This window comes from Bradyrhizobium sp. BR14999 (assembly GCF_056106085.1).
Map to the genome: position 1 here is coordinate 7297363 of NZ_CM148536.1, position 25168 is coordinate 7322530.

The 25168-nt window shown below is 64.5% G+C and carries 23 protein-coding genes; 11 read left to right on the forward strand and 12 right to left on the reverse strand.

The genetic code is table 11. The annotated features are described in order from the left end of the window. Nucleotides 1–41: 41 nt before the first annotated feature. From ACR9YP_RS34065 to ACR9YP_RS34080, 4 genes are all read right to left on the reverse strand, one after another. Entirely contained in the window at nucleotides 42–1772 is a 1731-nt protein-coding gene (locus ACR9YP_RS34065) for an FAD-dependent oxidoreductase (RefSeq protein WP_438110210.1), read from the reverse strand. 58 nt (nucleotides 1773–1830) lie between these two features. Further along, a complete protein-coding gene (locus tag ACR9YP_RS34070; RefSeq protein WP_370985009.1) occupies nucleotides 1831–2850 on the reverse strand; it encodes a S1C family serine protease in 1020 nt (339 codons plus the stop codon). A gap of 82 nt (nucleotides 2851–2932) precedes the next feature. Further along, the gene (locus tag ACR9YP_RS34075) at nucleotides 2933–3382 is read right to left on the reverse strand and encodes a hypothetical protein (RefSeq protein WP_438110211.1); all 450 of its coding nucleotides are present in this window, start codon (nucleotides 3380–3382) and stop codon (nucleotides 2933–2935) included. A 207-nt stretch (nucleotides 3383–3589) separates the two neighbouring features. After that, nucleotides 3590–5188, reverse strand: a complete 1599-nt coding sequence (locus tag ACR9YP_RS34080; protein WP_474217923.1) for a GMC family oxidoreductase — start codon at nucleotides 5186–5188, stop codon at nucleotides 3590–3592. A 198-nt stretch (nucleotides 5189–5386) separates the two neighbouring features. Here ACR9YP_RS34080 and ACR9YP_RS34085 point away from each other — a divergent pair, with 198 nt between their 5' ends. Further along, entirely contained in the window at nucleotides 5387–6175 is a 789-nt protein-coding gene (locus ACR9YP_RS34085; protein ID WP_474217924.1) for a thermonuclease family protein, read from the forward strand. A 336-nt stretch (nucleotides 6176–6511) separates the two neighbouring features. Here the strand turns inward: ACR9YP_RS34085 and cyoD are convergent, their stop codons facing one another. From cyoD to ACR9YP_RS34105, 4 genes are read right to left on the reverse strand one after another with little or no spacing between them, the layout of a single operon-like run. Beyond that, a complete protein-coding gene (gene cyoD, locus ACR9YP_RS34090) occupies nucleotides 6512–6901 on the reverse strand; it encodes a cytochrome o ubiquinol oxidase subunit IV (protein WP_091893731.1) in 390 nt (129 codons plus the stop codon). After that, nucleotides 6898–7539, reverse strand: coding sequence for a cytochrome (ubi)quinol oxidase subunit III (locus ACR9YP_RS34095; RefSeq protein ID WP_438110216.1), 642 nt, complete (start codon nucleotides 7537–7539; stop codon nucleotides 6898–6900). The genes cyoD and ACR9YP_RS34095 overlap by 4 nt, the downstream gene beginning before the upstream one ends. Continuing rightward, nucleotides 7539–9539 (reverse strand): cytochrome o ubiquinol oxidase subunit I, encoded by a 2001-nt coding sequence (gene cyoB / locus ACR9YP_RS34100; RefSeq protein ID WP_438110218.1) that lies wholly within the window; start codon nucleotides 9537–9539, stop codon nucleotides 7539–7541. Before cyoB ends, ACR9YP_RS34095 begins: the two co-directional genes overlap by 1 nt. Further along, nucleotides 9529–10362, reverse strand: coding sequence for a cytochrome ubiquinol oxidase subunit II family protein (locus ACR9YP_RS34105; RefSeq protein WP_438110220.1), 834 nt, complete (start codon nucleotides 10360–10362; stop codon nucleotides 9529–9531). The genes cyoB and ACR9YP_RS34105 overlap by 11 nt, the downstream gene beginning before the upstream one ends. Nucleotides 10363–10615: 253 nt before the next feature. On the opposite strand from ACR9YP_RS34105, the gene ACR9YP_RS34110 reads away from it, so the two are divergent. Further along, on the forward strand, nucleotides 10616–11416 hold the full coding sequence (locus ACR9YP_RS34110) for an SDR family NAD(P)-dependent oxidoreductase (protein WP_438110222.1): 801 nt from the start codon (nucleotides 10616–10618) through the stop codon (nucleotides 11414–11416). Nucleotides 11417–11601: 185 nt separating this feature from the next. On the opposite strand, the gene ACR9YP_RS34115 is transcribed toward ACR9YP_RS34110, so the two are convergent. Next, nucleotides 11602–12939, reverse strand: a complete 1338-nt coding sequence (locus ACR9YP_RS34115; protein ID WP_438110224.1) for a PQQ-dependent sugar dehydrogenase — start codon at nucleotides 12937–12939, stop codon at nucleotides 11602–11604. A 225-nt stretch (nucleotides 12940–13164) separates the two neighbouring features. On the opposite strand from ACR9YP_RS34115, the gene ACR9YP_RS34120 reads away from it, so the two are divergent. The 3 genes from ACR9YP_RS34120 to ACR9YP_RS34130 all read left to right on the forward strand — a co-directional run bounded on the left by ACR9YP_RS34120 (nucleotide 13165) and on the right by ACR9YP_RS34130 (nucleotide 15749). Further along, the gene (locus tag ACR9YP_RS34120; protein ID WP_438110226.1) at nucleotides 13165–14391 is read left to right on the forward strand and encodes a urate hydroxylase PuuD; all 1227 of its coding nucleotides are present in this window, start codon (nucleotides 13165–13167) and stop codon (nucleotides 14389–14391) included. A gap of 147 nt (nucleotides 14392–14538) precedes the next feature. Next, nucleotides 14539–15396 (forward strand): VOC family protein, encoded by an 858-nt coding sequence (locus ACR9YP_RS34125; protein WP_474217925.1) that lies wholly within the window; start codon nucleotides 14539–14541, stop codon nucleotides 15394–15396. A 77-nt stretch (nucleotides 15397–15473) separates the two neighbouring features. Continuing rightward, nucleotides 15474–15749, forward strand: coding sequence for a hypothetical protein (locus ACR9YP_RS34130; RefSeq protein WP_128935257.1), 276 nt, complete (start codon nucleotides 15474–15476; stop codon nucleotides 15747–15749). Here the strand turns inward: ACR9YP_RS34130 and ACR9YP_RS34135 are convergent. Next, nucleotides 15746–16780 (reverse strand): L,D-transpeptidase family protein, encoded by a 1035-nt coding sequence (locus ACR9YP_RS34135; RefSeq protein ID WP_438110229.1) that lies wholly within the window; start codon nucleotides 16778–16780, stop codon nucleotides 15746–15748. The genes ACR9YP_RS34130 and ACR9YP_RS34135 overlap by 4 nt on opposite strands. 182 nt (nucleotides 16781–16962) lie before the next feature. On the opposite strand from ACR9YP_RS34135, the gene ACR9YP_RS34140 reads away from it, so the two are divergent. Both ACR9YP_RS34140 and ACR9YP_RS34145 read left to right on the forward strand, forming a co-directional pair. Next, complete coding sequence (locus ACR9YP_RS34140; protein ID WP_438110231.1) at nucleotides 16963–17925, forward strand: transglycosylase SLT domain-containing protein; 963 nt, start codon at nucleotides 16963–16965, stop codon at nucleotides 17923–17925. Nucleotides 17926–18007: 82 nt separating this feature from the next. Then, nucleotides 18008–18469 (forward strand): NUDIX hydrolase, encoded by a 462-nt coding sequence (locus ACR9YP_RS34145; protein ID WP_438110233.1) that lies wholly within the window; start codon nucleotides 18008–18010, stop codon nucleotides 18467–18469. 41 nt (nucleotides 18470–18510) lie between these two features. On the opposite strand, the gene ACR9YP_RS34150 is transcribed toward ACR9YP_RS34145, so the two are convergent. Then, the gene (locus ACR9YP_RS34150; RefSeq protein WP_438110235.1) at nucleotides 18511–19485 is read right to left on the reverse strand and encodes a Bug family tripartite tricarboxylate transporter substrate binding protein; all 975 of its coding nucleotides are present in this window, start codon (nucleotides 19483–19485) and stop codon (nucleotides 18511–18513) included. A gap of 445 nt (nucleotides 19486–19930) precedes the next feature. Between ACR9YP_RS34150 and ACR9YP_RS34155 the strand changes: the two genes are divergently transcribed. The 4 genes from ACR9YP_RS34155 (at nucleotide 19931) to ACR9YP_RS34170 (ending at nucleotide 22868) form a co-directional block, all read left to right on the forward strand. Next, nucleotides 19931–20593: a hypothetical protein gene (locus ACR9YP_RS34155; protein ID WP_438110237.1), complete on the forward strand. Its 663-nt coding sequence runs from the start codon at nucleotides 19931–19933 to the stop codon at nucleotides 20591–20593. A 59-nt stretch (nucleotides 20594–20652) separates the two neighbouring features. After that, on the forward strand, nucleotides 20653–20865 hold the full coding sequence (locus ACR9YP_RS34160; RefSeq protein WP_474217926.1) for an HGGxSTG domain-containing protein: 213 nt from the start codon (nucleotides 20653–20655) through the stop codon (nucleotides 20863–20865). Nucleotides 20866–20944: 79 nt separating this feature from the next. Continuing rightward, complete coding sequence (locus ACR9YP_RS34165; protein ID WP_438110241.1) at nucleotides 20945–22465, forward strand: CYTH and CHAD domain-containing protein; 1521 nt, start codon at nucleotides 20945–20947, stop codon at nucleotides 22463–22465. Between the two features lie 10 nt (nucleotides 22466–22475). Further along, nucleotides 22476–22868, forward strand: a complete 393-nt coding sequence (locus ACR9YP_RS34170) for an avidin/streptavidin family protein (protein WP_438110243.1) — start codon at nucleotides 22476–22478, stop codon at nucleotides 22866–22868. Nucleotides 22869–22947: 79 nt separating this feature from the next. On the opposite strand, the gene ACR9YP_RS34175 is transcribed toward ACR9YP_RS34170, so the two are convergent. Next, the gene (locus ACR9YP_RS34175) at nucleotides 22948–24855 is read right to left on the reverse strand and encodes an outer membrane protein assembly factor BamB family protein (protein ID WP_438110244.1); all 1908 of its coding nucleotides are present in this window, start codon (nucleotides 24853–24855) and stop codon (nucleotides 22948–22950) included. Nucleotides 24856–25168: the final 313 nt, after the last annotated feature.

The following is a 25168-nucleotide window of genomic DNA, read 5'->3' on the forward strand; positions in this document are numbered from 1 at the left end:
GGATGCCCCGCCTCCGCGGAGCATGACTGCGGTGGAGATGGCTAGACCGACGTCGTGGCAACGCTTGATGCGACCGACGCCACATGCCCCTCCGCCAAATGCCGCCCCGCGATGTACCCGAATGTCAGCGCTGGCCCCAGCGTGATGCCCGGGCCCGGACAGTTGCCGTTCATGATCGAGGCCATGTCGTTGCCGCAGGCATAGAGGCCGGCGATCGGCGTGCTATCCGCGCGCAGCACGCGGGCCTGCGCATCGACCTTCACGCCGATCGCGGTTCCGAGATCGGTTGGATGGATGCGCATCGCGAAGAATGGCGCGCGGATAATTGGCGCGACGCAAGGATTAGGCTTGTGAGCGGCATCGCCGAGATGACGCTGGTAGATGGTGCTGCCGCGGCCGAATTCGGGATCGCGGCCCTCTTTCGCACCGGCATTGTAGGCCGCGATCGTCGCCGCGAGCGGGGACGGCTTGATGCCGATCTTTGCCGCGAGCTGCGCAACGTCAGAACCCTCGGTCAACTCGCCGCTCGCCACATAACGCCGATAATTGCGCGTGAACGGCTTGATGCGGCCGAGACCGTAGCTCCACAGGAACTGGCGGTCGCAGATGAGGTAGAACGGCCGGTCCGGCTCACCATTGCCATCACGCAACATGGCGAGCACGAATTCGTGGTAGGACAGCGCCTCGTTGACGAAGCGCCGGCCTGCGGCATTGACGGCGATCACACCGGGCTTGGCGCGGTCAGTCACCGTGTGCGGAAAGACGCCACGACTGCCGTCGGCACGGCGGAACAGCGAGGCCGGCACCCAATAGGCCGGGCTGGTCGCGTCCGTGTTGAGCGCGGCACCGGCAGCAGCCGCAAGCCGAAGCCCGTCGCCTGTCCCTGATGGGTTGGTGGCGGAGACAAAACCGGTAGCGGCCGGGAAGAAGCGTTTGCGCAAGCGCGCATCGTGCGAGAAGCCGCCGGTCGCGAGTACCACGCCGCGACGCGCCGCGATCAGGCGGTCGCGGGCGCCGTGTCGGATCACCACACCAGCCACGCGATCGCCTTGCATCGACAAGTCCTCGACATCGGCGCTGAAGAGAATTTCGACCTGCCGTGCAAGAAGCGAGGCATACAGCCGCGCGGCGAGCGCATTGCCGAGATGCAACGTGGTGCCGCGCGGCGCGCGCAAGCGCTGCCACGCATACGCTGAAACCAGCCGCGCTGTGCGTAACGTCGATCGCAGTGATTTTCCGACCTGGCGCAGATGCGAAATGTCGAGACCGTTGACCATCATCCCGCCGAACAGCGTGAATTCCGGCAGCGGCGGCCGTAAGCGCGCAAAAGCCTTGCCAAGCCGCGTGCCGTCGAACGCCACCGGCTCCAGCACGCGCCCGCCGGACGTCGCACCCAGCCGCTCCGGATAATAGTCCGGATAGGCTTTCACCGGCCGGAGGCGCAATTCGGTGTTGGCTTCGAGATAGGCGATAGCTTCCGGTCCGCGCGCGAGGAAGGCGGCGCGCAGGCCGGCATTGGCCGGCTCGGGCACCGTGCTCGACAGATACTGCACGGCGTCCGCGACGCTGTCGGACAGCCCCGCCTCCTTCATCTTGGGATTGGCGGGGATCCAGACCATGCCGCCGGACCATGCGGTGGTGCCGCCGACGAAGGCGGTCTTCTCGATCACCAGCACCCGCAGCCCTTCGGCGGCCGCAACGGCCGCCGCCGTCATGCCGCCGGCACCGGCGCCGATGACAACGACATCGTAGGTCTCATGCGCCGGCATCATGCGGCAAGGTTCCGGGAGCGAGGCATGACACCGTCATACCTCGCTCACCGGCCCGCAGCTAGCGCGCCTTCTTGCGCTCGACCGGGTCGATGTCGATCGCCCGCAGGCGGCCGAGCCGCAACACGTCCATGGCCAGCCGCCGGCCGATGCGGTCGCGGTCGAGCACGCGGATCAGGTCGTCGACGCCGTTGATCTCGACACCGTCGAGCCTGACGACGACATCGCCGGGCAACAGGCCCGCTTTCGCGGCCGGGCCGTCCGGCTCGATCTGCATCAAGAGCGCGCCCATCTTGTTCTCGACGCCGGCCAGCACGGCATGCCGCCGCGGGACCGGCGCGGTTTGCCCGGCAACGCCGATATAGGCGCGGCGGACGTAACCGTGGCGGATGATCTCCGACAGCACGAATTGCGCGGTGTTGCTGGCGACCGCAAAGCAGATGCCTTGCGCACCGTTGATGATGGCGGTGTTGATGCCGATCACCTCGGCATTCGACGACACCAGCGGGCCGCCGGAATTGCCCGGATTGAGCGCGGCATCGGTCTGGATCACGTCCTCGATGGTGCGCCCGCTGACCGAGCGGATCGAGCGGCCGAGCGCCGAGACCACGCCGGCGGTCACGGTCGATTCGAAGCCGAGCGGATTGCCGATCGCGATCACGAGCTGACCGCGCCGCAGGTTCTTGGAATTGCCGAGCGCAGCATAGGGCAAATGGCGCACGCCATTGGCGCGCAGCAGCGCAAGGTCAGTGTCGGGATCGACGCCGAGCACCTGGGCATCGCCGACATGGCCCTCGACGTCCCGCAGCCGGATCTCCTTGGAGGAGCCGACCACATGGCTGTTGGTGAGGACGAGTCCGTCCGGCGAGATCACGATGCCCGAACCGAGCCCGCCGCGCTCGCGGCCGTTTGGCACTTTTGGCCCGGTCTCGACCCGCACGACCGCAGGGCCGACGCGATCGGTCACGTCGATCACGGCATTGGAATAGGCGTCCAGCAAGGCCCGGTCATCGACCGGGGCAGACGCCGTCGTTCGCGATGACGATGCATCACCGGCGATATCTGAGGTGAAGTCCAACATGGCAAGAGTCCTTGAGGCTCACACAGATGGTGGCCTGTTCCCTCCAGCGCAAGTGGCCCAACCGGGGCGCAGGGCTGGGCTGCTAGGGTACCCGCCTCAGCGAGCCGCCTCTTGCCTTGACCGGATCGAGCAGCGACCAGTCTCCATCCGGGAGCACATGGCCCTTGGGAAACGGCGCGCGCAGCTCGAGCCCGAGCGAGCCCAGCACGCGGTCGTCGCGGTAGTAGCATTGCAGCACGACGCGGACGAGCGTTGCAGCGGCGACGTCTCCGTGCTTGCGAAACTCCTGCGCCACCGCATCGCGCTTGGCAACATCGAGCGCGGCGAGCGGCGCTCCGGCGAGCCGCGCCAGATGATCCAGCGCCGCCGCCACCAATTTGGTGTCGCGGCCGAGGGTTGTCAGCATGTCGGCCTGGATTGCGGAGTCGTCGGCGCCGGGAACACGATATTCCTCGCTCGCGGGAATGATCATCGCGGCGATGGTGCGCAGGTCCTGGCGCTGCCGAGGCGTGAGGGTGAGCTGATCAGTCATTGGGGCCTCGCGTCGGAACGTTGCGGCTAAGGTGACGGTGCGCTCCCTCCCCCGCTTGCGGGGGAGGGTTGGGGAGAGGGTGCATCCACAGAGGGACTCCCCAAGAGGAAAGAGCCCTCACCCGCCGCGCTCTTCGAGCGCGTCGACCTCTCCCGCACGCGGGAGAGGTGCAGCGAGTTCGTGGCGAGCTGCGTGCAATCATCATCTCTAGTCGAACAAATTGGCGAGGCGCTGCTTCATCTGATCGGCGATGTAGAGCGCGAGGGCCTGGATGGTGGACGTCGGGTTCACCCCACCCGAGGTCACGAAGATGCTGCCGTCGACGATGAAGAGGTTCTTCACGTCGTGCGAACGGCCCCATTCGTTGACGACGGAGCGTTCGGGATCGGTGCCCATCCGCGCGGTGCCGAGCAGGTGCCAGCCGCCCCACGGAATCGGCGAATTGATGCAGATGTCGGTCGCCCCCGCCGTTTCGAGAACCTCGCGGCCGCGAGCCAGCGCATGCTCCATCATCTTCCGGCTGTTCTCGCTGATCGTATAGTCGATCTTCGGCGCGGGAATGCCGTGGCTGTCCTTCAGGACGGGATCGAGCGTGACGCGGTTGTGCTCCTCGGGCAGGTCCTCGCAGATCGCGGAGAAACCCAGCCGATGGCCGTTGAGCTTGCGGAACACGCGGTGATGGTCGGCGCCCCAGGGCAGAATGCCCTTCTGCTCGCTGACGACGGCCTCGAACACCGGCCCTGCCCCGCGTACGAACTGCACGCCGTAGCCGCGCACGAAGCCGCGCGAGAGGTCCGTGTCGTACCACTGCTTGCTCCACAGGCAGGTCGGCGGCGCGCGGTTGGAATCCGTCGGCTCCTTCACATAGCCGTAGATCTGCGCATAGGGGTGGAACATCAGGTTCTTGCCGACGAGGCCCGACGAATTGGCAAGTCCGTTCGGGAAGCGCCCCGAGGCCGAGTTCAGCAGCAGTCGCGGCGTGCCGACGCCATTGCAGGCGATGATGACGACGTGGGCGGGCTGAAACTGCTCGACGCCGTCCTTGTCGTAATAGACCATGCCCGAGGCCATGCCGTTCTCGTCGGTGGTGATCTCACGCACCCGGCAATGGGTGCGCAGCTCAACGCCGGCGCGGATCGCATGCGGCCAATAAGTGATCTCGGTGGAAGACTTTGCACCTTGCGCGCAGGCCGGCGTGCAATGGCCAAGATTGATGCAGCGCGCCCGCCCCTCGTAGTCCATGGTCGCGACCGTCGTGTCGGACGGCCACCAGTGCCAGCCGCGATCGTTCATGGCCTTGGCGATGATGGCGCCGGATAATCCGAGCGGCTGTTGCGGCATCGGCGGATGCGTCAGCGGCGAAAGCGGATCGCCTGACAGGCCCGACGTACCCATCATCCGGTCGTTCTCCTCGAAGAACGGGGCCAGCGCGTCGTAGTCGATCGGCCAGTCGTCGGCAACGCCGTCGAGCGTCTTCACCTTGAAATCGGAGGGATGCAGCCGCGGCCAGTGCGCAGTGTACATCACCGTCGAGCCGCCGACCGCGTTGTAGTTGACGACCTTGATCGGCGAATTGTCGTCATTGATCGGGTAGTCCTCGGGCCGGCCGCGAACGTTGGGGCTCGACGACCATTCGCCGTAGAACTTGGCCTCCCAGTCGCGGCCCGTGCTGGGATATTCCGCCGGGTTCATCCAGCCGCCCTGCTCCAGGCAGAGAATGTGCATCTTGGTCTCGGCCAGCGACCACGCCACCGCCGCGCCGGAAGCGCCGGCGCCGATGATCAGGACGTCCACGGGGTCTTTCATTGCAACCTTGTCCTCCCCCTCGCCGCTTCCGGGCGATTCGGCCTCTGCAGTCCGCAAGGCCTGCGAACGATAAGATCAGAGCAATGGCTGAGTAAAGCCGCGAGGCCGGAATGTCGCACTTCGCAGGGCGCAGACCATTGGTATCGCCACATCCGGATGCTAGGAACAGGGCGCACGAGCCATCGATAGCGAGATCGTATGTCCTTCCGAAATTTCTTTGCCCCCGCCTGCGCTTTTGCGCTCGTTTCGTTTTTCGCCTTGTCCGGATTTCTGGCCTCGTCGGGGCCGGTCTCCGCGCTGACTGCCGCCGCGACGGTCCGCGACGGCAACTCCGTCCAGCTCGGCGACGTCACCTACCGGCTCGACGGCGTCGACGCGCCCGAGCTGGACCAGGTCTGCATCGACGATCACGCCGATTCCTGGACCTGCGGCATCGAGGCCCGTGACCAACTGACGAAGCTGATCGGCAAACGGACGGTGCGCTGCGACGACGTCGGACCGGAGAAGAGTTTTGGCAAGCGGCACCGCGCCATCTGCACGGCCGAGGGCGACAAGGCCAGCTTGAACGAGCAGCTGATCAAGCTCGGCTTTGCCCTCGCGCGCGAGCCGATCAAGGCCAACGTCAAGCCCGCGGCCACCGAGGCCAAGACGGCGGCGGTCGGGATCTGGAAGGGCTGCTTTGTTGCACCGCAAGATTTTCGTAGCGGCAAGAAGGACGGCGCGCTCCTCGGCGCCGCGTGCCGCCCAGACCGCGACAAGGAAATCCGCGCCGTGCTGTTCCCGGAGGAGCTGACGATGCCGCCGAGTTGCAGCATCAAGGGCAAGCTCGCAGTGCGCGCACGCGTCACCGGCAATATCGGCATCTATCATTTGCGGGGCTGCCCGAGCTATCCGGCGACCACCAAGCCCGACCGCTGGTTCTGCTCGGAGGACGACGCGCAGGCCGCCGGCTTCCGCAGGGCCTATAATTGCCGTCGGCCGAAGTGAAAAATTCCTTCACACATCCGTGAGTGGTAGTCCGAGACCGTATTGATCCGGAATTGAACTCGATCGGGGGTTGCGTCATTTGTATTGGTACGCAAGCGCCTTGCGCGAGCGTTTCCTTGGCAGCAATCCGGCTTCGGCCCGATTGCCTTGCTCGGGCGTTTCCTCCCTAGACTTGGGCCGCTTGTCATCACAAGCGGCTCTTCTTTTTTGGAGCGACGCCAAAGCAGGATGAGCCTTGGTTGAATCGATGCGAGCTCCGGGTTCACCTCTCCCGCAGAGAGAGGTGACCCCCGGCAACCGGTCGAGCCAAATTCAGTAAGGCGATAGCGCCCTAGACTAACCGCGCATCTGCATGATCTGGTCCATCGGCGGCATGTTGGCGTTCAGATGCGCCATGATCCAGACGGTGCCGCCGACCACCAGGAAGACGACCAGGAGGCCGAAGGCGAGAGCCAGCACGTTGTTGGTATTGTCGGGGCCGGTGGTGATGTGCAGGAAGAACACGAGATGCACGCCCATCTGCGCGATCGCGAGCACGATCAGCGCCACCGGGATAGACGGCTGCCAGACCAGATCGGTGCCGGCGATGAAGAACGACGTCGCCGTGAGCAGCAGGGCCAGGACAAGACCGACGACGTAACCGAGGATGCGGACGCCGACACTGTGTTGCTCTTCCTCGCCGGGCGCGAGGTCGTGTTTGACCAACTCATGCGTCTGATCGCTCATGGCGCACTCCCAAGCAGGTAGACCACGGAAAACACGGCGACCCAGATGATGTCGAGCGCGTGCCAGAACAGCGCAAAGCACATCATCCGCCGCTGGATGTCGGCACGAAAGCCCTTGGCGAACACCTGCGCCATCATGGTGAGCAGCCACAACACGCCGGCCGAGACGTGGAGGCCATGGCATCCGACCAGCGAGAAGAACGCGGTCAGGAACGCGCTACGCGAGGGGCCATAGCCACGGGCGACGAGGCCGGCGAATTCGCGGAACTCGATGGTGAGGAATATGAGGCCGAGCACGCAGGTCACGGCCATACCGAGATAGAACCAAAACCGGTTGCGCACGTCGGCGGCAATGCTGGCCATGCCGCAGGTAAAGCTCGACAGCAACAGGCAGACCGTCTCGATCGCGACGTTCTTCTGGTCGAAGATCTCCGAGCCCTTCGGGCCGCCGGCGGTCTGGCCGGCCAGCACGGCGTAGGCCGCAAAGAAGCAGGAGAACATCACGATGTCGGAGAGCAGGAAGATCCAGAAGCCGTACGCGGTCACGATCCGCTTCGGCGCGGGTCCGGTATGCTCGATGACGACACCGATGTGATGGGGATCGGCATGGGCGTGGCCAGCGGTCGCGGTCATCGACATCAAACTGCCCCCGCCATGCTGACGAGCCTGCGCCGTTCCTCCAGATTGACGCGGTCGATACGGGCAACCCGATCGGCCGGGATGACGTATTCGTCATGGTCGCGCCAGGCGAACACGACGAAGGTCGCGAAGGCACCTAAGCCGCCCAAAATCACCATCCACCAGATGTGCCAGATCAACGCAAAGCCCATGATGCTGGCGAAGAACGCGCAGACAAAGCCGGTCGGCGAATTCCGGGGCATCTCGATGTCCTGATATTCCGGCTCTTCGTGCTCGAGCAGCTGCTGCTTGGCATGGGCCTTCATCTCCCAATAAGCGTCCTCGCCACGAACATCCGGATTGAAAGCGAAATTGAACACCGGCGGCGGCGACGAGGTCGCCCATTCCAGCGAGCGGCCGTCCCAGGGATCGCCGGTGCGGTCGCGCAGGGCCTCGCGGTCGCGGATGCTGACGACGAGTTGCATGATCTGGCAGATCACGCCGATCGTCAGCACCGCCATGCCGACCGCCGCCACCAGCATCCAGGGCCGCCAGGCCGCGACGTCATAATGCTGCATGCGCCGCGTCATGCCGAGCATGCCGGCGACATAGAGCGGCATGAAGGTGATGAAGAAGCCGAGGAAGGTGAACCAGAACGCAGCCTTGCCCCAGCGTTCGTCGAGGCGGAAACCGAACGCTTTCGGAAACCAATATTCGAAGCCGGCGAAAGCGCCGAACAGCACGCCGCCGATGATGACATTGTGGAAGTGCGCTACCAGGAACATGCTGTTGTGAAGCATGAAATCGGCCGGCGGCACCGCGAGCAGGACGCCCGTCAATCCGCCGACGATGAATGTCACCATGAAGCCGACCGCCCACAGCATCGGCGTCGCGAAGCGAATGCGGCCGCCATACATCGTGAATAGCCAGTTGTAGATCTTCACCCCCGTCGGCACCGCAATGATCATGCTGGCGATGCCGAAGATGGCGTTGACGTCGGGCCCCGCTCCCATCGTGAAGAAATGATGCAGCCACACCATGAAGGAGATGACGCAGATCGCCATGGTGGCCAGCACCATCGAGCGATAGCCGAACAGTGCCTTTCCGGAGAAGGTCGAGACCACCTCGGAGAAGATGCCGAAGGCCGGCAGCACCAGGATGTAGACCTCGGGATGGCCCCAGGCCCAGATCAAATTCATGAACATCATGACGTTGCCGCCGGCCTCGTTGGTGAAGAAGTGGAAGCCGAGGTAGCGGTCGAGCAGCAGCATCGCCAGCGTAGCGGTGAGGATCGGGAACGCCGCGACAATGAGGAGATTCGAGGCCAGCGTGGTCCAGCAGAACATCGGCATGCGCAGATAGTTCATGCCTTTGGTGCGCAGCTTCAGCACGGTGGTGACGAGATTGATGCCGGCGACCAGCGTGCCGACGCCGGAGATCTGCAGCGACCAGGCGTAGTAATCGACGCCGACGCCGGGCGAGTAGGACAATTCCGAGAGCGGTGGAAAGGCGAGCCAGCCGGTGCGCGCGAATTCGCCGACCACGAGTGAGATATTGACCAGCAGCGCACCGGTCGCGGCCAGCCAGAAGCCGACGGAATTGAGCGTCGGGAACGCGACATCGCGCACGCCGAGCTGGAGCGGCACGATCAGGTTCATCAGCCCGATCACGAACGGCATCGCCACGAAGAAGATCATGATGGTGCCGTGCGCGGAAAAAATCTGGTTGTAGTGCTCGGGCGGCAGATAGCCCTGCGACTGGTAGGCGACGGCCTGCTGGATTCGCATCATAATGGCGTCGCTGCCGCCGCGCAGCAGCATCACCGAGGCCAGCAGCACATACATGACGCCGATGCGCTTGTGGTCGACGCTGGTGATCCATTCGCGCCAGAGATAGGGCAGATGACCCTTGATCACGACCCAGGCCAGCACGCCCAGGATTGCGACCAGCACCACCGCGCCCGCGACGAGCGGAATCGGCTGATCGAACGGAATGGCGGACCAGTCGAGCTTACCGAGCATCGTGGCCTCCACTGTGCGACCGGCCCGCTTCGGATGCGAGCTCCGGTCCAGGACCCGGCGGAATATGCTGGGTCGCGATCAGATCGAACAGACGCGGATCTTCGAGCCGATAGGTCGGCCGCCCCGTCTCGACGCCTTGCTGCATCAGCTTTGTGTAACTGTCCGCATTCAGCACGGCGTCCGTCTTCGCCGTGGTCGCCACCCACTCCGGAAAGGCGAGCGGCGAGATCACGTTGACGTCGAACATCATGTCGGGGAAGCCGTCGCCGGAGAAATGCGCCGACAGGCCCTGCAGCTTGCCCTCGTTGTCGGCGCGCAGGTTCAGCTTCGTCACCATGCCGTTCATGGTGTAGATCATGCTGCCCAGCTGCGGGATGAAGAACGTGTTCATCACGCTCGACGACGTCAGCTGGAAATTTAGCTCGGCGCCGGCCGGTACGGTCAGCGTATTGACCGTGGCGATGCGCTGATCCGGATAGATGAACAGCCATTTCCAGTCGAGCGAGACGGCCTGGATCCGCACCGGGCTGCCGGTGCCCGGCACGGGCGCTGCGGGATCGAGCTGGTGCGAGCCGATCCAGGCGACGCCGCCGAGCAGGATGACGGTGAGCGCAGGGATCGCCCACACCACCATCTCGACGCGGCCCGAATAGACGAAGTCGGGCTGGAAACGTGCTTTCGGATTGGACGCGCGAAACCAGAACGCGAAGCCGAGGATCGCGAATATGGTCGGCACCACGATCACGAGCATGATGAAGACGGAATCGATCAGGATGGTGCTGTTGGCCGCAGCCACAGGCCCTTGCGGATCGAACAGATTCATCGGCGAGCCACTGGCGGTTGGGAAGCCCCGGGACAGAGCCTAGCGCGGGAAAGGCTCCGCAACAAACGCGATTGCCTGAAAACGGTTCCTGAACCGCGAAGGGTCAGCTATGCGCGATGGGCCGGGCGCAACATGCAATTCCATGTGATCTCAATGACATGAACGCAGAGACGCGCCCTTCTCTCCGATTGGAGCGATTGCTAATCTGCACGAAAATACCGAATGAACAGACCGAGCCTGGGAGTGAACCGAGATGCGCTTGAAGGACAAGGTTGCGATCGTCGTCGGCGCCGGCCAGAGCCCCGGCGAGGGCATGGGCAATGGCCGCGCCACCGCGCTCACCTTCGCTCGCGAGGGTGCCAAGGTCTTGTGCGTCGATCACCAGCTGGAGTCGGCGCAGGAAACGGTTGCAATGATCACGGCGAAGCAGGGCACGGCCGCAGCCTTCAAGGCTGACGTGACCAAAGCCGCCGACATCAAGGCGATGGTCGCGGACGCGCAATCGCGCTGGGGCCGGATCGACGTGCTGCACAACAATGTTGGCGTCAGTCTCTCGGGCGGCGATGCCGAATTGCTGCAGCTGACCGAAGAGGCATTCGACCGCGTCGTCGCCATCAACCTGAAGAGCTGCATTCTCGCCGCGAAAGAGGTGATCCCGATCATGCGCGCGCAGAGAGGCGGCGCCATCATCAACATCTCCTCGATGGCCGCGATCACGACCTATCCTTATGTCGCCTACAAGGCGACGAAGTCGGCAATGATCGCCTTCACCGAACAGCTCGCCTACCAGAATGCCGAATACGGCATCCGCGCCAACGTCATCCTGCCCGGCCTGATGAACACACCGATGGCGGTCGATACCCGCGCCCGCGAATGGCACAAGACCCGCGCCGAAGTCGAAGCCGAACGCGACAGCAAGGTGCCACTGCGCAAGAAGATGGGCACCGGATGGGATGTCGCGAATGCCGCGCTGTTCCTGGCATCAGATGAAGCGAACTTCATCACCGGCGTGACGCTGCCCGTGGATGGCGGGGCGAGTGTGCGGCGGGGGTAGGTCCAGGCGAGCGCCTCTCTTACCCTCCCCTGGAGGGGCAGGGTCGCTGTGCATGCAGCGAAGCGAAATGCGCAGCGGGGTGGGGTGATCTCTCCCCACGGGCACCGCCTCAATGGATAGACTGTCACCCCACCCCGCTCGCGCTGCGCGCGATCGACCCTCCCCCTCCAGGGGAGGGTGCAGCGTCATTGCGGCACGTGCGTCACCCGCCAGATCGTGCCGTTGCCGTCCTCCGACACCAGCAGCGATCCATCCTTCGCCACGGTCACTCCCACCGGCCGTCCCCACACCTCGGTATCGCTCACCACGAACCCCGTGACGAAATCCTCGTACTCCCCGGTCGGCTTGCCGTCCTTCATCTTGATGCGGATCACCTTGTAGCCGGTGCGTTTCGATCTGTTCCAGGAGCCGTGCTGGGCGGCGAAGGCGTCGCCCTGGTACTCGGGCGGAAACTGCGCGCCCTGGTAGAAGGTCATTCCGAGCGAGGCCGAGTGCGGCTGGATCAGCACATCCGGCATCGTCACCTTGTCCTTGAGGTCCGGCCGCGCGCCGGCCTGGCGCGGGTCTTCGTTGCCGCCGATATAGAACCAGGGCCAGCCGTAGAAGCCACCCTCCTTCACGCTGGTCACGTAATCGGGCACCAGATCGTCGCCGAGACCGTCGCGCTCATTGGTCGAGCACCAGGGCAGACCGGTCTGCGGCTGGATCGCGAGGCCGACGCAGTTGCGGAGGCCGGTGGCGTAGATCTTCCGCTCCTTGCCGTCAGGATTGAAGACCAGCACGGCGGCGCGCTCGGTCTCGCTGGCCCAGGCCGCGCCAAGCGGTTGCGCTTTTGACCACGCCTCCATCCCGCCCGGCGGCGTGCCCATGCCCTCGGCGACGTTGCTGAGCGAGCCGACCGACACCAGCATGCGCTTGTTGTCCGGCGTGAACACGATGTCGCGGGTGGAATGGCCGCCATCATGCGGCAGGCTTGCCACGATCGTTTCCGCCTTGCCGCGCGCCTTGAGATCGCCGGCCTGATAGGGAAAGCGAACGACGCTGTCGGTGTTGGCGACATAGACCCATTGCGGGTTGTCGCCGTTCGGAAAAAAGGCGATGCCGAACGGCTGCCTCAGTCCACTGGCAAACACGTCGTTGGTCACCTTGCCGCCATCGCCCGCGCGCAGCACGCGGATGTTGCCGGCCCGCGTCTCCGCGACGAAAACATCGCCATTCGGCGCGACCCGCACGACGCGTGGCGTTCGCAAGCCTTCGGCGAACAGCTCGATCTTGAATCCGGCCGGCACCTGGAGCGCAGCCTCGGGCGGACGCGGCACCACACGCGACGAGCTCGCGACCGACCGCGTCGCCCCGGGCCTGATCAGATCCTGTGGCCGGATGAACCTGACCGTGCCAGGCTTGTCGGCCCGCCAGTCGCCATAGGCGTCCTTGCCCTGCAGCACCGGCTCACCTCGTGCGCCGGTCACAGCCGCGACCAGCCATCCCGCGGACATCGCAACGGACCATATCCTGTTCTTCACGTCTTCCTCCCGGCCTGCGCGTCTCAAACGTCAATATGCGACGACCCGCAAACGTTCTGCGGCAGGTCATGCTGCCGAATTCCACGTCAGCTCATGCCCGTACGATGGGCATCAGCCGCGGCCCATCGTACTGGAAAATGCGGCTGATCGGTGCGACACATTGGCGGGGCGCGACCGGCGGTTGTTCAAAGCTGCGGCATTGGTGTCGCGAGTGATGGGGTGATCATGTGGGGATCCGTCATATCGGAATGGGCGAGCCTGCTGCTGCGCTGGCTGCACGTGGTTGCCGCGATCGCCTGGATTGGCAGTTCCTTCTATTTCATCGCCCTCGATCTCACCCTCAGGCCCAAGGACGACCTACCGAGCGACCTACCGGGCGACCTACCGGGCGACCTGCCTGATGGCGTGCAGGGCGAGGCCTGGCAGGTCCATGGCGGCGGCTTCTACCGGATCATGAAATATCTGGTCGCACCGAGCCAGATGCCGGACGAGCTGACCTGGTTCAAATGGGAGGCCTACACCACCTGGCTCTCCGGCTTCGCGCTGATGGTGGTGGTGTATTATCTCGAGGCCGATTTGTTCCTGGTCGACAAGTCCATCCTCGACCTGACGCCATTCCAGGCCGGCCTGTTCAGCTTCCTTAGCCTCGCTCTGGCATGGCTGCTTTATGAGGCCGCGTGCCGCTCTGGGCTTGCGCAGCGCGAGCTGCCCTTCGCCATCGGCGGCTATCTGTTCCTGGTCGCGCTGACCTACGCCTTCACCCATGTGCTGAGCGGTCGTGGCGCCTTCAACCAGATCGGCGCGATCATCGGCACCATCATGGTCGCCAACGTCTTCGCGCTGATCATCCCGAACCAGAAGAAGATCGTGGCCAGCCTGATCGCGGGACAGGCGCCCGACCCGAAGCTCGGCAAGGCCAGCAAGGAACGCTCGGTCCACAACAACTATCTGACCTTGCCCGTGGTCGTGCTGATGATCAGCAACCACTATCCCCTGCTCTACGCCACGCGCTTCAACTGGATCATCGTCGCGATCATCCTGGCGCTCGGCCCCGTGATCCGCCATTTCTTCAACGCGCGGCATGCGGGGCGCAAATCGCCGTGGTGGGTGTGGGGCGTCGCAGCGCTCGGCGTGATTGCGATCCTCTTCCTCTCCGCCGCCGGACCGCGCGACGTCAAGATCAGCGCGCTGCCGGCGCAGCCGACGCTCGCCAATGTCGAGGAGATCGTGATGTCCCGCTGCAGCATGTGCCACGCGGCCGAGCCGGTCTGGGCCGGCATCGTCACTGCGCCGAAAGGCATATTGCTTGACGCGCCCGAGCACATCCATCGCAACATCCGCCTGATCGGGCGTGTCGCGGCCTGGTCCAATGCGATGCCGCCGGGCAATGTCACCGAGATGACCAGCGAGGAGCGCGCCATGCTCGCCGCCTATATCGAGCAGGCGAATTGATGCCGTCCCGCGTCGGCACAGCATTTCGCGGAATGAAATTCCCGCATCTCCCACTGAATTGAAAATGACTCGACCGTCTATCCGGCGTAGACAGGAGCCGTGGCCGCTGCCGCGGCCAAAGTCAGTTGCATGCGCGGGGAAAGAACAGTGGCTCTCAACAACGTCATCGGCATCGACCACGCCGTGGTCATGGTGAAGGACCTCGACCAGGCTGCCGAGAATTACCGGCAGCTCGGCTTCACCGTCTCCCCGCGCGGCACCCACAGCATCCATATGGGCACCGGCAACTACACCATCATGTTCGACCCCGACTATATGGAGCTGCTCGGCGTGCTCGCTGCGACAGAGCTCAATGCCCCGGCGCGCGCTTTCCTCGACAAGCACGGCGAAGGCATCGAGCGCATCGCCTTCACCGCAATCGATTCCGCCGCCGGCGCCGAGGAGATCCGCGCACGCGGCCTGACGCCGATCGGCCCGACCGATTTCGAACGGCCGGTGACGCTGCCTGATGGCACGGTCTCGGCGGCAAAGTTCCGCACCTTCATGTGGCCGACCGCGGAAGCGCCCGGCGGCGTGCGTATCTTCGCCTGCCAGCACAAGACTCGCGAGACCGTGTGGATTCCGGAATTGATGAGACACGCTAATGCGGCCAGGCGGATCAAGCAGACGTTGATCGCAACGCCCGAGCCCGCGAAGGAGGCCGCGCATCTCGGCCGGCTGATCGACCGCGAGCCGAAAACGGCTGCCGACGGCGCGGTCACCGTGCCCTCCGGCGGCGACCGTGCCGACTTCGTCTATCTGACGCTGGACCAGCTCAGCAAACGCTATCCCGGCGTGCAGCTCGCGGGCCTCTCCGAGCGCGGCGGTGCGGCGCTGGTGCTCCTCAGTGGCGATCTCACTGCTACCGAAAAGGCGCTCGGTTCGGCTGCTGTGCGCAGCGGGGCTGCGATCTGCGTGCCGCCGGCCAAGGCCAACGGCACCCTGCTCGCCTTCATTGCCGGCTGATTTGAACTAATTCTTTAACGCGTATTTACCCGGCGGCTTTAGGATTTCCGGCAGTCCAAGCCGCCGGAGCCAAACGCATGTTCAAAGAGGGATCGCCGATCGCCTATGACGCGCCGGCCGAGCTGAAGAAGTGGCCATCGCTGAAGGGACAGAGGCAGAAGGACCGAGGCCCGCCCTATCTCGTCTACAACGGCACGCTCGCTGACTGTGTCCGCGAGCTGATGGGCAAGCCGATCAAAGGTATTTCGCTCTACGACATCATGACGAAGCCGCAACCGGCCTTCGACCAGACCGTGCTGTCGCCCGGCGATGCCGCCGAGATCGCGATGCGCAAGGATTTTCCGAAAGACTAATTCGAGGCGCGGCTGCCGGCCGTCTTGCCCTGCTGCCTCGAGGAGGTATCCGTCGGCGCATCGAGAAACACGACGGGCGTGCCGCGCTTCACGTTCTCGCCGAGCACACGCGCGTCCCAATTGGTAAGCCTGATGCAGCCGTGAGACGCGGACTTGCTGACCCTGTCGGGCTCTGCCGTTCCATGAATGCCATAGTCCTGCGCCGACAAGCCGATCCAGTACGAACCTACCGGATTGTTCGGCCCCGGCTTGATGTCGAACGGCCTCTTGGATTTGACACTCTTGAACTTGTACTCGGGATTGTAGTGATAGGTCGGCTGCTCGTGGGTGCCGGTCACCCTCAGCGTCCCCATCGGCGTCGGACGATCCGGACTGCCGATTGTCGCCGGGTAGAACGCGATGAGACGACCGGAGCCGTCGAACGCCTTCAACGTCGCTCGCGTCTTGTCGATCTCGACCCGCGCAATGCGCGGAAGCTCCCGTCGCGCCGGAACGTTCGCCACGACGATCGTCTCGCTGGCTTTGTCGAAGGCCTTCCTTGGATTGAGAGTCTTCAACAGTTCTTCGCTCATGTGGAATTTTTCCGCGAGTCCTTCGAGCGGACTGGTGTAGCTCAGCGCCTGCAGTGACTTCATCTCGTCGAGCTTGGCCGGCAGCCTCTTGAGGAACGGCCCCTTCACGTCTGCGTCGGTGATCGTGTAGTCGACGACGGCAGGGCCTTCGCTCGCTGCGTTCAGCTGGTCCCACAGTTCGGGGGCAATCGTCTTGTCGGGGGCGATCCCGTTCTGCTCAGCGAACGCCTTCATCGCCTTCTGCGCGTTCTCGCCGAACTTGCCGTCGATCTGGCCGGGCGAGAATTGCGCACGATCGAGCAGGATCTGAAGCTTCGTCACCGAAGCGTTGAGCTTGTCGGTCGCCGGCTGCTTTTCGGGACGCGCAGCATCATTCACCGCCACTGCATCGAGATTGCCCGCGAGTGCCGGGCAGAAAAACCAGAGCGACATCACCGCGCCAAGCATCCATCGCATCATGATCGCTCGTCCCAATTCGCAAAGTGATCCGCAAAACCGCGGAGAGTTTCCCTTTGGGAACACCGTAGTAACACCGACGGAACCCATGAGACCGCAGCTTTGCCGCAATCGCGCGGTTAAGAACTCCTTATCGCCGGCGCATCGCCGGCCGTTCATCCCACAGTTCGAGGTTGCCCCAGCAAATGCGATTTGTCGTCGCGGCTTGCGCCGCGTTCATGATTTTGATGTGCGACCTCGATCCGCCGGCGTCCCGGCAAACATCAGCATTCGACACCACTACTCTCCAGAACAATCATGCCTCGCCACTTGTTCCGGTGGTCGAACTCTTCCTCGCCAGCGTGCAGGCCATCGAGCTCGCCAATGCACACGCGGCCCTTGAGGAGAAAAGCGAGCCGCCGCGCGCGGCCGAAACCGTCGCCGAGGGTCCGGTTTCGCCGACTGAACGATTCTGCCATGCACTTCGCGAAGCCGCCGAGGCCAGCGGCATTCCGGTGCCGTTCTTCGCGCGCCTGATCTGGCAGGAAAGCCGCTTCAAGTCCAACGAGGTCAGCCACGCCGGCGCCCAGGGCGTTGCGCAATTCATGCCGGAAACAGCCGCCGAGGTCGGGCTCGACGATCCCTTCGATCCGATGAAGGCGCTGCCGGCATCGGCAAAATTCCTGCGCAAGCTTCGCGACGATTTCGGCAATCTCGGCCTCGCCGCCGCCGCCTACAACGCCGGCCCCGGCCGCATCCAGAAGTGGCTGGCCAAGGAGAGCGAGCTGCCGCGCGAGACGCGCGACTATGTCCGCATCATCACCGGCACCAAGGCCGAGGACTGGACCGAGCGCGCGGAAGCGCTTGCGATCCGGATCGACCTGCCGCGCGAAGCCCCGTGCGAAGGCATCGGCAGCCTCTCGAAAGCCAAGGAAGTCGCCTGGGTTCCGGTCAACCTGACGCCATCGGTCACGACCATCATTCGCAAGGCGGAGCAGCTCGCCACACGCTTGGCGGAGAACCGCGCCCGCAAGCGGTTCGCAACCTTGCTCCGGAAGAATGCGTCGGCTCACGGCAAGGCGCGCAGCATGATTGCAGCACGCGCGGCCGGCAAGAGTGCGAAAGCCCGCGCCGTTCGCTTCGCATCACGCGAACGGCCGTCCGGCTAGTTTTGGAGCTGCCCGAGCGCTAAAATGCTCCGTTCCGCTTTCCCGACAGAGGGGTGGACCCTGTGTCTGCACGGAACCTGCGATGCCATTGAAGAGTGCCGGGATCATCGCCTATCGGAAGCGCCGCAGGCTCGAGGTTCTCCTCGTTCATCCCGGAGGGCCGTTCTGGCGCAACAAGGATCTCGGCGCATGGTCGATCCCGAAGGGCGAATATGCGGAAGAAGAAGATGCGGAAATCGCCGCGCGGCGGGAGTTTGCCGAAGAGCTTGGGCTTGAGCTGTCCGTGCCGCTGATCGCGCTTGGAGAGGTCAAGCAGCGCGGCGGCAAGCTCGTCACCGCGTTTGCTGCCGAGCTCGACATCGATACGAGCAGCATTCGCAGCAACACGTTCGAGATCGAATGGCCGCCACGCAGCGGCAAACGGCAGACCTTCCCGGAGGTCGATCGCGCCGAATGGTTCACGCTCAAAGAGGCGCAGGAGAGGATCAATGCAGGACAACGCCCGCTGCTTGATCGGCTAGAGCGACTGGCCAGCGGCGAGTAGGCGCGTCGCGATGACGGCTATTCCGAGCAAAGCAGACTTTCCTACTCCGCCTTGATGTTCGCGGCGGCCACGACCTCGGCAAGCTCCTTCGTTTCCTTCGCGATCTTGGCGGCGTACTCAGTCGGGCTGAGCACGCTGACCACGCCCTGCGAGCCGAGCTTCTCCTCAACAGCCGGATCCTTGGCAGCGGTGACGATCTCCCGGTGAAGCGTCTCCAGGATCGGCGCCGGCGTCGCCTTCGGCATGAAGAAGCCGACCCAGAACGAGATGTCGAAGCCGGGATAGCCGGCTTCCGCGACGGTGGGCACATCGGGCAGCGCCGGCAGCCGCTCGGCTGACGACACCGCCAGCGCGCGCAGCTTGCCGGCCTTGACCAGCGGCACGGCGGAGAGCGGATCGAACACCGCCAGCACCTCCTGCGCGAGCAGGCCGACCTCGGACGCCGAACCGCCGCGATAGGGCACGTGGATCATCTTGATGCCGGCCTTCTGGCTGAGCAGCTCCATGGCGAGATGAGCGAGGTTGCCGTTGCCGCCCGAGCCATAAGCGAGCGCGCCGGGTGCGGCCTTCGCCGCGGCGACAAGATCGGCGACAGTCTTGATGCCGGCGGTCTTGCGATTCTCCGGATTGACCACGAGCACCAGCGGCGCCGAGACTACGGTCGTGAGCGGCGCAAAGTCCTTCTCCGGATCGTAGCGGATATCTTTGAACAGCGTCTTGTTGAGCGTGATCGTGGACGAGTTGCAGGCGAGAATGGTGTAGCCATCGCCTTCCGCACGCGCGACGCCTTCGGCGGCGATCATGCCATTGGCGCCGGCGCGGTTCTCGACCACGAAGGGCTGGCCGAGCTTGTTGCTTAAGCGATCGCCGATGATGCGCGCGACCACGTCGACCGGGCCGCCGGCGCTGAAGCCGACCGCGATCTTGATGGGCCGCGCCGGATATTTCTGCGCGAGCGCCTGTGTCGTCACGCACAATCCGGCGACAATCGCCATCAGGCGAAGCGTTCGTTGCATTCGTTCCCTCCCCAGACCTGATCGCGCCGCTTGTGCATGTTGGCGCGGCGCGCTCGAGGGACATGATGAGCGGCGGCGCCGAAATTCGCAATCGCGTCTGCGCGCCGGCATTCCGCCGCGCGGCACGAGAGAGCAGCTCCGCAACAAAAAATGCGAAAACAACCCCATGCACAGTAGCCGACCGTTGTCGAAACAACGACTTGGGCAGGACAAAGCAGATTTCTGGTATTACGAATTCGAGTTGACACGTCGGGCAAAACACCGGCATAATGGCATGATCGCAACGGCCGTGAGCGCCAAGGCCATTTCAGCCCTGCGCGGCTCGAGCTGGTTGCACGTAAGCCCCCTTCATCGACATCTGAAAATCGCAATCACCGCGCGGCACGCGCGCGACCGGCCTCGCGCCGCAAGCGCTCGCGCCAGCGCCAGCAAAGGACCTTAGGACATGACGCCATCTCCCCATCGCACCAGCATGTCACCGATCGCGGCAACGGATCGCAGCAGACCCACGCCCCGGATCAAGCTCACCCGACGACGCCTGGAGATCCAACATCCCGACGCGCAAACTGGCGAACGGCTGCTGGCCGAGGCGCTCGGCGCAGTCGATCGCGACGCGCTGCACGGCATCCTCAAGCAATTGCTCAAGGCGAGCGTGATCGAGCAGAAGCCCAATGAGGCCAACCTCGCCTTCATGATCTCGATGATGAAGAGCATCGCACCCAGGGATTCCGTCGAGGCCATGCTGGTGGCGCAGATGGTGTCCGTCCACGTCGCGGCGATGCGCTCCGCCTGCCGCCTCGCCTTCACCGACCATCTTCAGCAGCAGGAAGGGATCACCCGCGCATTGACCCGGCTGGCCCGCACTTTTGCAGCCCAGATCGAGGCGCTCAGTCGCCACCGCAGCAGCGGCGAGCGCGCCATCACGGTGCAGAATGTGTCGGTGCAGGACGGCGGCAGCGCGATCGTGGGCAACGTCACGCAGCATGCGAGCGTCATCGTGGCGGAAGCGAGCGCGGCGGATACGGCGGCGAATGCAGAAACGGCCGCGAGCAGCGAGGACCAACGCGGAAAAGACGAGCTCTGCGAAGAGAGCGGCGCCAGCGCATGAGCCGCGATCACGTCCGTAACACGGATGCCATGCAGTCGAGCCCGCGCTGCGGCGCACGGATGCGCGGGGGTACCGTCTGCCGCGCACCGGCGCTGCACGGCAAGGCCCGCTGCCGCATGCACGGCGGCGCGTGGGGATCGGGCGCGCCGAGGGGAAATCAGAATGCACGGAAGCATGGCGCATTCGCGCAGGACGGACTAGCGGAGCAGCGCGCGATCCGGGTGCTGCTGGGTGAGCCGAGGAAGCTGCTGGCCGAGCTGAAGTCAGGTTAGCGTCCGGATTCAAATGCTCGCGGCCTCGGAACTTCCCGCACTGGCATCGCTTTGAATTCGGCAAATGGAAGAATTTGCCATGACCTCCGAAACGGAACTGAAATTCCGCGTTGCGCCGCGAAACTTGTCGTCAGTGTTGCGGAACGGCCGTTTGAGCGGGCGGCGCGGCGACCAGTGCGAACAGTCGCTCGCGTCGACCTACTACGATACGACCAAGCATAAGCTCAAACGCCATGGCGTGACGTTACGCGTCCGCAAGATCGAGGGCCGCTACGTGCAGACCGTGAAAGCCGGCGGCGCGGGCAGCGTGACGCGGGGCGAATGGGAGCACGAGGTTTCCGGTGCAAACCCCGACCTGAGCAAGACGAGGCATACGCCGCTCCAGGAGCTTGCGACCCGAAAGCTTCCGCGCAAGCTGAAGCCGGTCTTCCAGACCGACATTCATCGCATGGCGCAGGCGCGACGCGTCCGGAAGAGCCAGATTGAACTTGCGGTCGACCGCGGTCGCATCAGCGCCGGACGCCATTCGCGGCCGGTTGCCGAGCTGGAGCTGGAACTGAAGTCCGGCCATGTTGCAGACCTGTTCCGCCTTGCCCGAGATCTCGAGCGCAGAACTGGGGCAGAGCTCGATCTGCGCTCGAAGGCCGAGCGAGGTTATCTGCTCGTCGCGGGTGGTGGCGGCGGCGCGCAACGCGCCGAACCGATCGCGCTGAAGGCTGGGCTGTCGCCGCGCGAGGCCTTCCGAATCATCGCGCATTCGACGCTGCGTCAGGTCACGGCGAATGCCGATCCGGTGCGTGACATGGACGCCGAAGGGGTCCATCAGATGCGCGTCGGCCTGCGGCGCCTGCGTGCGGCCATCTCGTTGTTCGCCGATATCATGCCGCGCGCGAGCACTGCGCGGATCAAGGCCGAGCTGAAATGGCTCACGGGCGAACTGGCGCCTGCGCGTGAAATCGACGTGTTCCTGAACGAGAGCATCCGGCCGATCACCGAGCAGGACGTGCCGCGACGCGGTGCCCGCGCGATCCGCAAGAGGTTCTCCGGGCAACGACAGGCGGCATTCGAGCGCGCACGCGAGGCGGTGATGTCGGGGCGTTACCGCCGCCTGCTGATCGACGTGATCGAGTGGATCGAAGGCGGACGGCCTCACACCGATGACGACCGCACGATCCCCGCCTACGCTGCGGAGATTCTCGATCGGCGCATCCGGAAGGCGCGCAAGCAGGGTAATCGACTGAACGATCTCGATCCGATGCAGCGTCACAAGCTGCGGATCAAGATCAAGAAGATTCGCTACGCCGTGGATTTCTTCGAGAGCCTCTACAGCGATGGCGACCAGAACGAGCTCGCAGCCCTGTCCGACCGGCTGAAGCAGATTCAATCCGCGCTGGGATCGCTGAACGACTTCATGGCGCATCGCGAGCTGGCGACGGAGGCTGCATTGACGGCGCCGCCTGCGCACCGCCGCGCTCAGGCTTTCGCGGCGGGCATCATCGTCGGTGCGGAACGCAAGGCCGCGGACGGCCTGATGCAGGACGCAGCAAACGAGCTGCATCGGTTGCGCCGGCTGCGCGCGGCGCCGAATGGACGAGCGTAGGAGCACCGACATGGGATCCGACATGGCTTGGGTCGGCAATTGGCGAAATCAATTCGGCTCCATCTTGCGCATCACTGATGATGCGAACGGCCGCATCGCGGGGAATTTCGAGACCGCGCTCGAAGACAGCGGTTTTTACGGGCAGGCGGTGCCGATCACCGGGTTTCACAAGGGCAATTGCATCGCCTTTGTCGCGGTGGGCTCATCTGCGACGGGCGACCGGGCCGTCTCCTATACCGGACTGCTGCGCCACGGAAAGATGGAGACCGCCTGGTTCGTGATCGCAGACCAAGCGCTGAGCGCGGCCAGGGAGGGTGAGCCGGCGAAGCTGAAACCACAGAATTGGTGGCGCGCCGTGACCTCGAACGTCGATACGTTCGAACGGAGCTACGGCCACTCATAAATCGTGTCCGCTTCGCTCTGCTTACGGCGCACAGCGGACTTTCTCGTGAATTCCAACCGCGTTGCGCGAAAACTCCCGCCTACTGTCCGTCCACGGAGAAGGCGAGCAGCACGTTGCCGGGCGCGGTACCATAATTGGTGTAGCCCGAGTTGACGTAGAGGATGCCCCCGGCGATCACCGGTCCCGGCCCATCGAGCGAGCCGCCATGCGCCGACACGCCGTTTACGGTCGCATAGTCCCGCATGGTGTCGACGTCCCAGATGATCTCGCCGCTCTTGGCGGCATAGGCCCGCAGGTGGCCGTCCAGTCCGCCGGAGAACACCACACCAGGAATGGCGGTTACCGCAGCCGACTGCGCAGGGCTGCATCCCGGCCGATCTCCGCAGCCCGGATGTGCCGCGTGCCAGACGATCTCGCCCGTCGCCTGGGTCATCGCATACAGCCCGCCGCCCTGACTTGGATCGAGCTTCATGGGTATCCCGAAGACCGATTTCTGCGCGCCGGGGGCGGCCGGCGGCACGGCCTTCATGCCGACATCCGACACCGCGACATAGACGTTCGCATCATCCGCAGCCGAGCCCCATTGCACGCCGCCGAGTGTGCTGCCGAGTCCCACCCGGCGCTGCCAGATGATGGCACCATCGCGGTCCGGATCGAGCGCGTACACCATGCCGGATTTCTGGCCGGCAATGAGCGCACGACGTCCGTCAAGTAGATCGACCAGCATCGGAGAGGAGCCGAAATCGAAATCGGGACCCTTGGTGCCGGGGCAGTTAGCGCGATACTGGCTGCTGCACGCGACGTTGTAGGCATCACCCTCGGTCAGCTGCCGCGACCAGACGAGCCGTCCGGTGCCCAGATCGAAGGCCACAAACGCGTCGGAGGTCGTGGAAGCCGGGTCCAGATAACTGTCGCCCGTCGTCGCATAGATCCGACTTGTCTTGAGGTCGACGGTCGGCGACGACCAGATCGCGCCGCCAGAGGGTCCGAAGAGTTGGACACCGATCTCGTTGAGGCGGATTGGCCGGGCCGGCGGGCTGACATAGCCGCGCCACAGCACCTCGCCGGTCCTGGCGTCGAGCGCGGCGATCAGACCGCGGAAGGTGCAGCAAGAATAGTGTGGATCGATCGCCAATACCTCTTCGACGGAGGAGACTGGCACATAAAGCACATTATTGGCCAATGTCGGCGCGCCCGTGATCACGGCTCCCGCATGCGCATCGACACGTCGCCTCCACAGCAGCTTTCCGCTCTCGGCATCGAGCGCATAAGTTTCACCGCGTTGATCGCCGAAATAGGCGGTCGTGCCCCGCTCATCCTCGCCGATGGTGATCGCGGTGCGTACGCCAAAGCCGGCGTCGAACACCCAGCGCTGGCAGCCAAGTCTGGCATCCAGCGCATAGACCTTGCCCCCCGCACTGCCCACGAAGACCCGGCCGCCCCAAACCGTCGGCTGCGCGTAGGCTCTGGTATCGCCGGGAAAGCCGAACGCCCATTTGAGCTTCAGACGCGGAACATCGTCCGGCGAAAGCTGGGCCATGGCAGCGGGTTGAAACCGGTGTTGAGCGATGTCGACGCCCCAGCCGTTCCAGCGCGGCAACGAAGCGTCCGCTACCGCGGGGCCCCGCACATCGCACGTGGAATCCGGCAGTGCTTGCTGCTGCTCCGGCGCTGTCCCGACGAGATAGCGAACGATGGCCTGAATTTCGCGTTGGCTCAGGTCGCGCCCCTGCTGGCTCATCATGCCGAACATCAAGGCAAAGCTCATGCGCTCAGGCCTGAATTGCCGCAGCGCGTTGGCGTCAGGCGCACGTGCCACGCCACCCTCGTGGCACGATGCGCAGCGGGTGCGGTAGAGCACCTCGCCACGCGAGTTTAGCGCCTCCTCCGCATGAACCGGAAGCACGCCAGTGAGCAATATGCCCACTCCAAGCAGGAGGCGTGCGGAGAGCGTGCATCCAGAGCGGCGCCTGGCCGTACTCGTCATTCTCGCCTCCCTCGCATAACTGAAGCGTGCTTCGGCAACAGAAGATCAGCGCGCGCGGTCGTCAACGCGTACCACGAATAAACAACCAAAGCGAGCTTGAGGGATCCAGGATTACCGGTGGCGGTCATCTCGCGATACGGTCCTGTGACGGGCCGCCTGCGCCGCGGCTTATCCGCTTGCGCGGCGTCTGCCTCGTAGGCGCTTCGGGAAGGACCCGAAACGGCAGTTCTCGGGCGCAAACGGGACGTTGGCAGGAAGGGTGAGGGTCCGCAGAGAGCCAATTTCGGCGGATTCATCGGGACTTTAGGCGGAT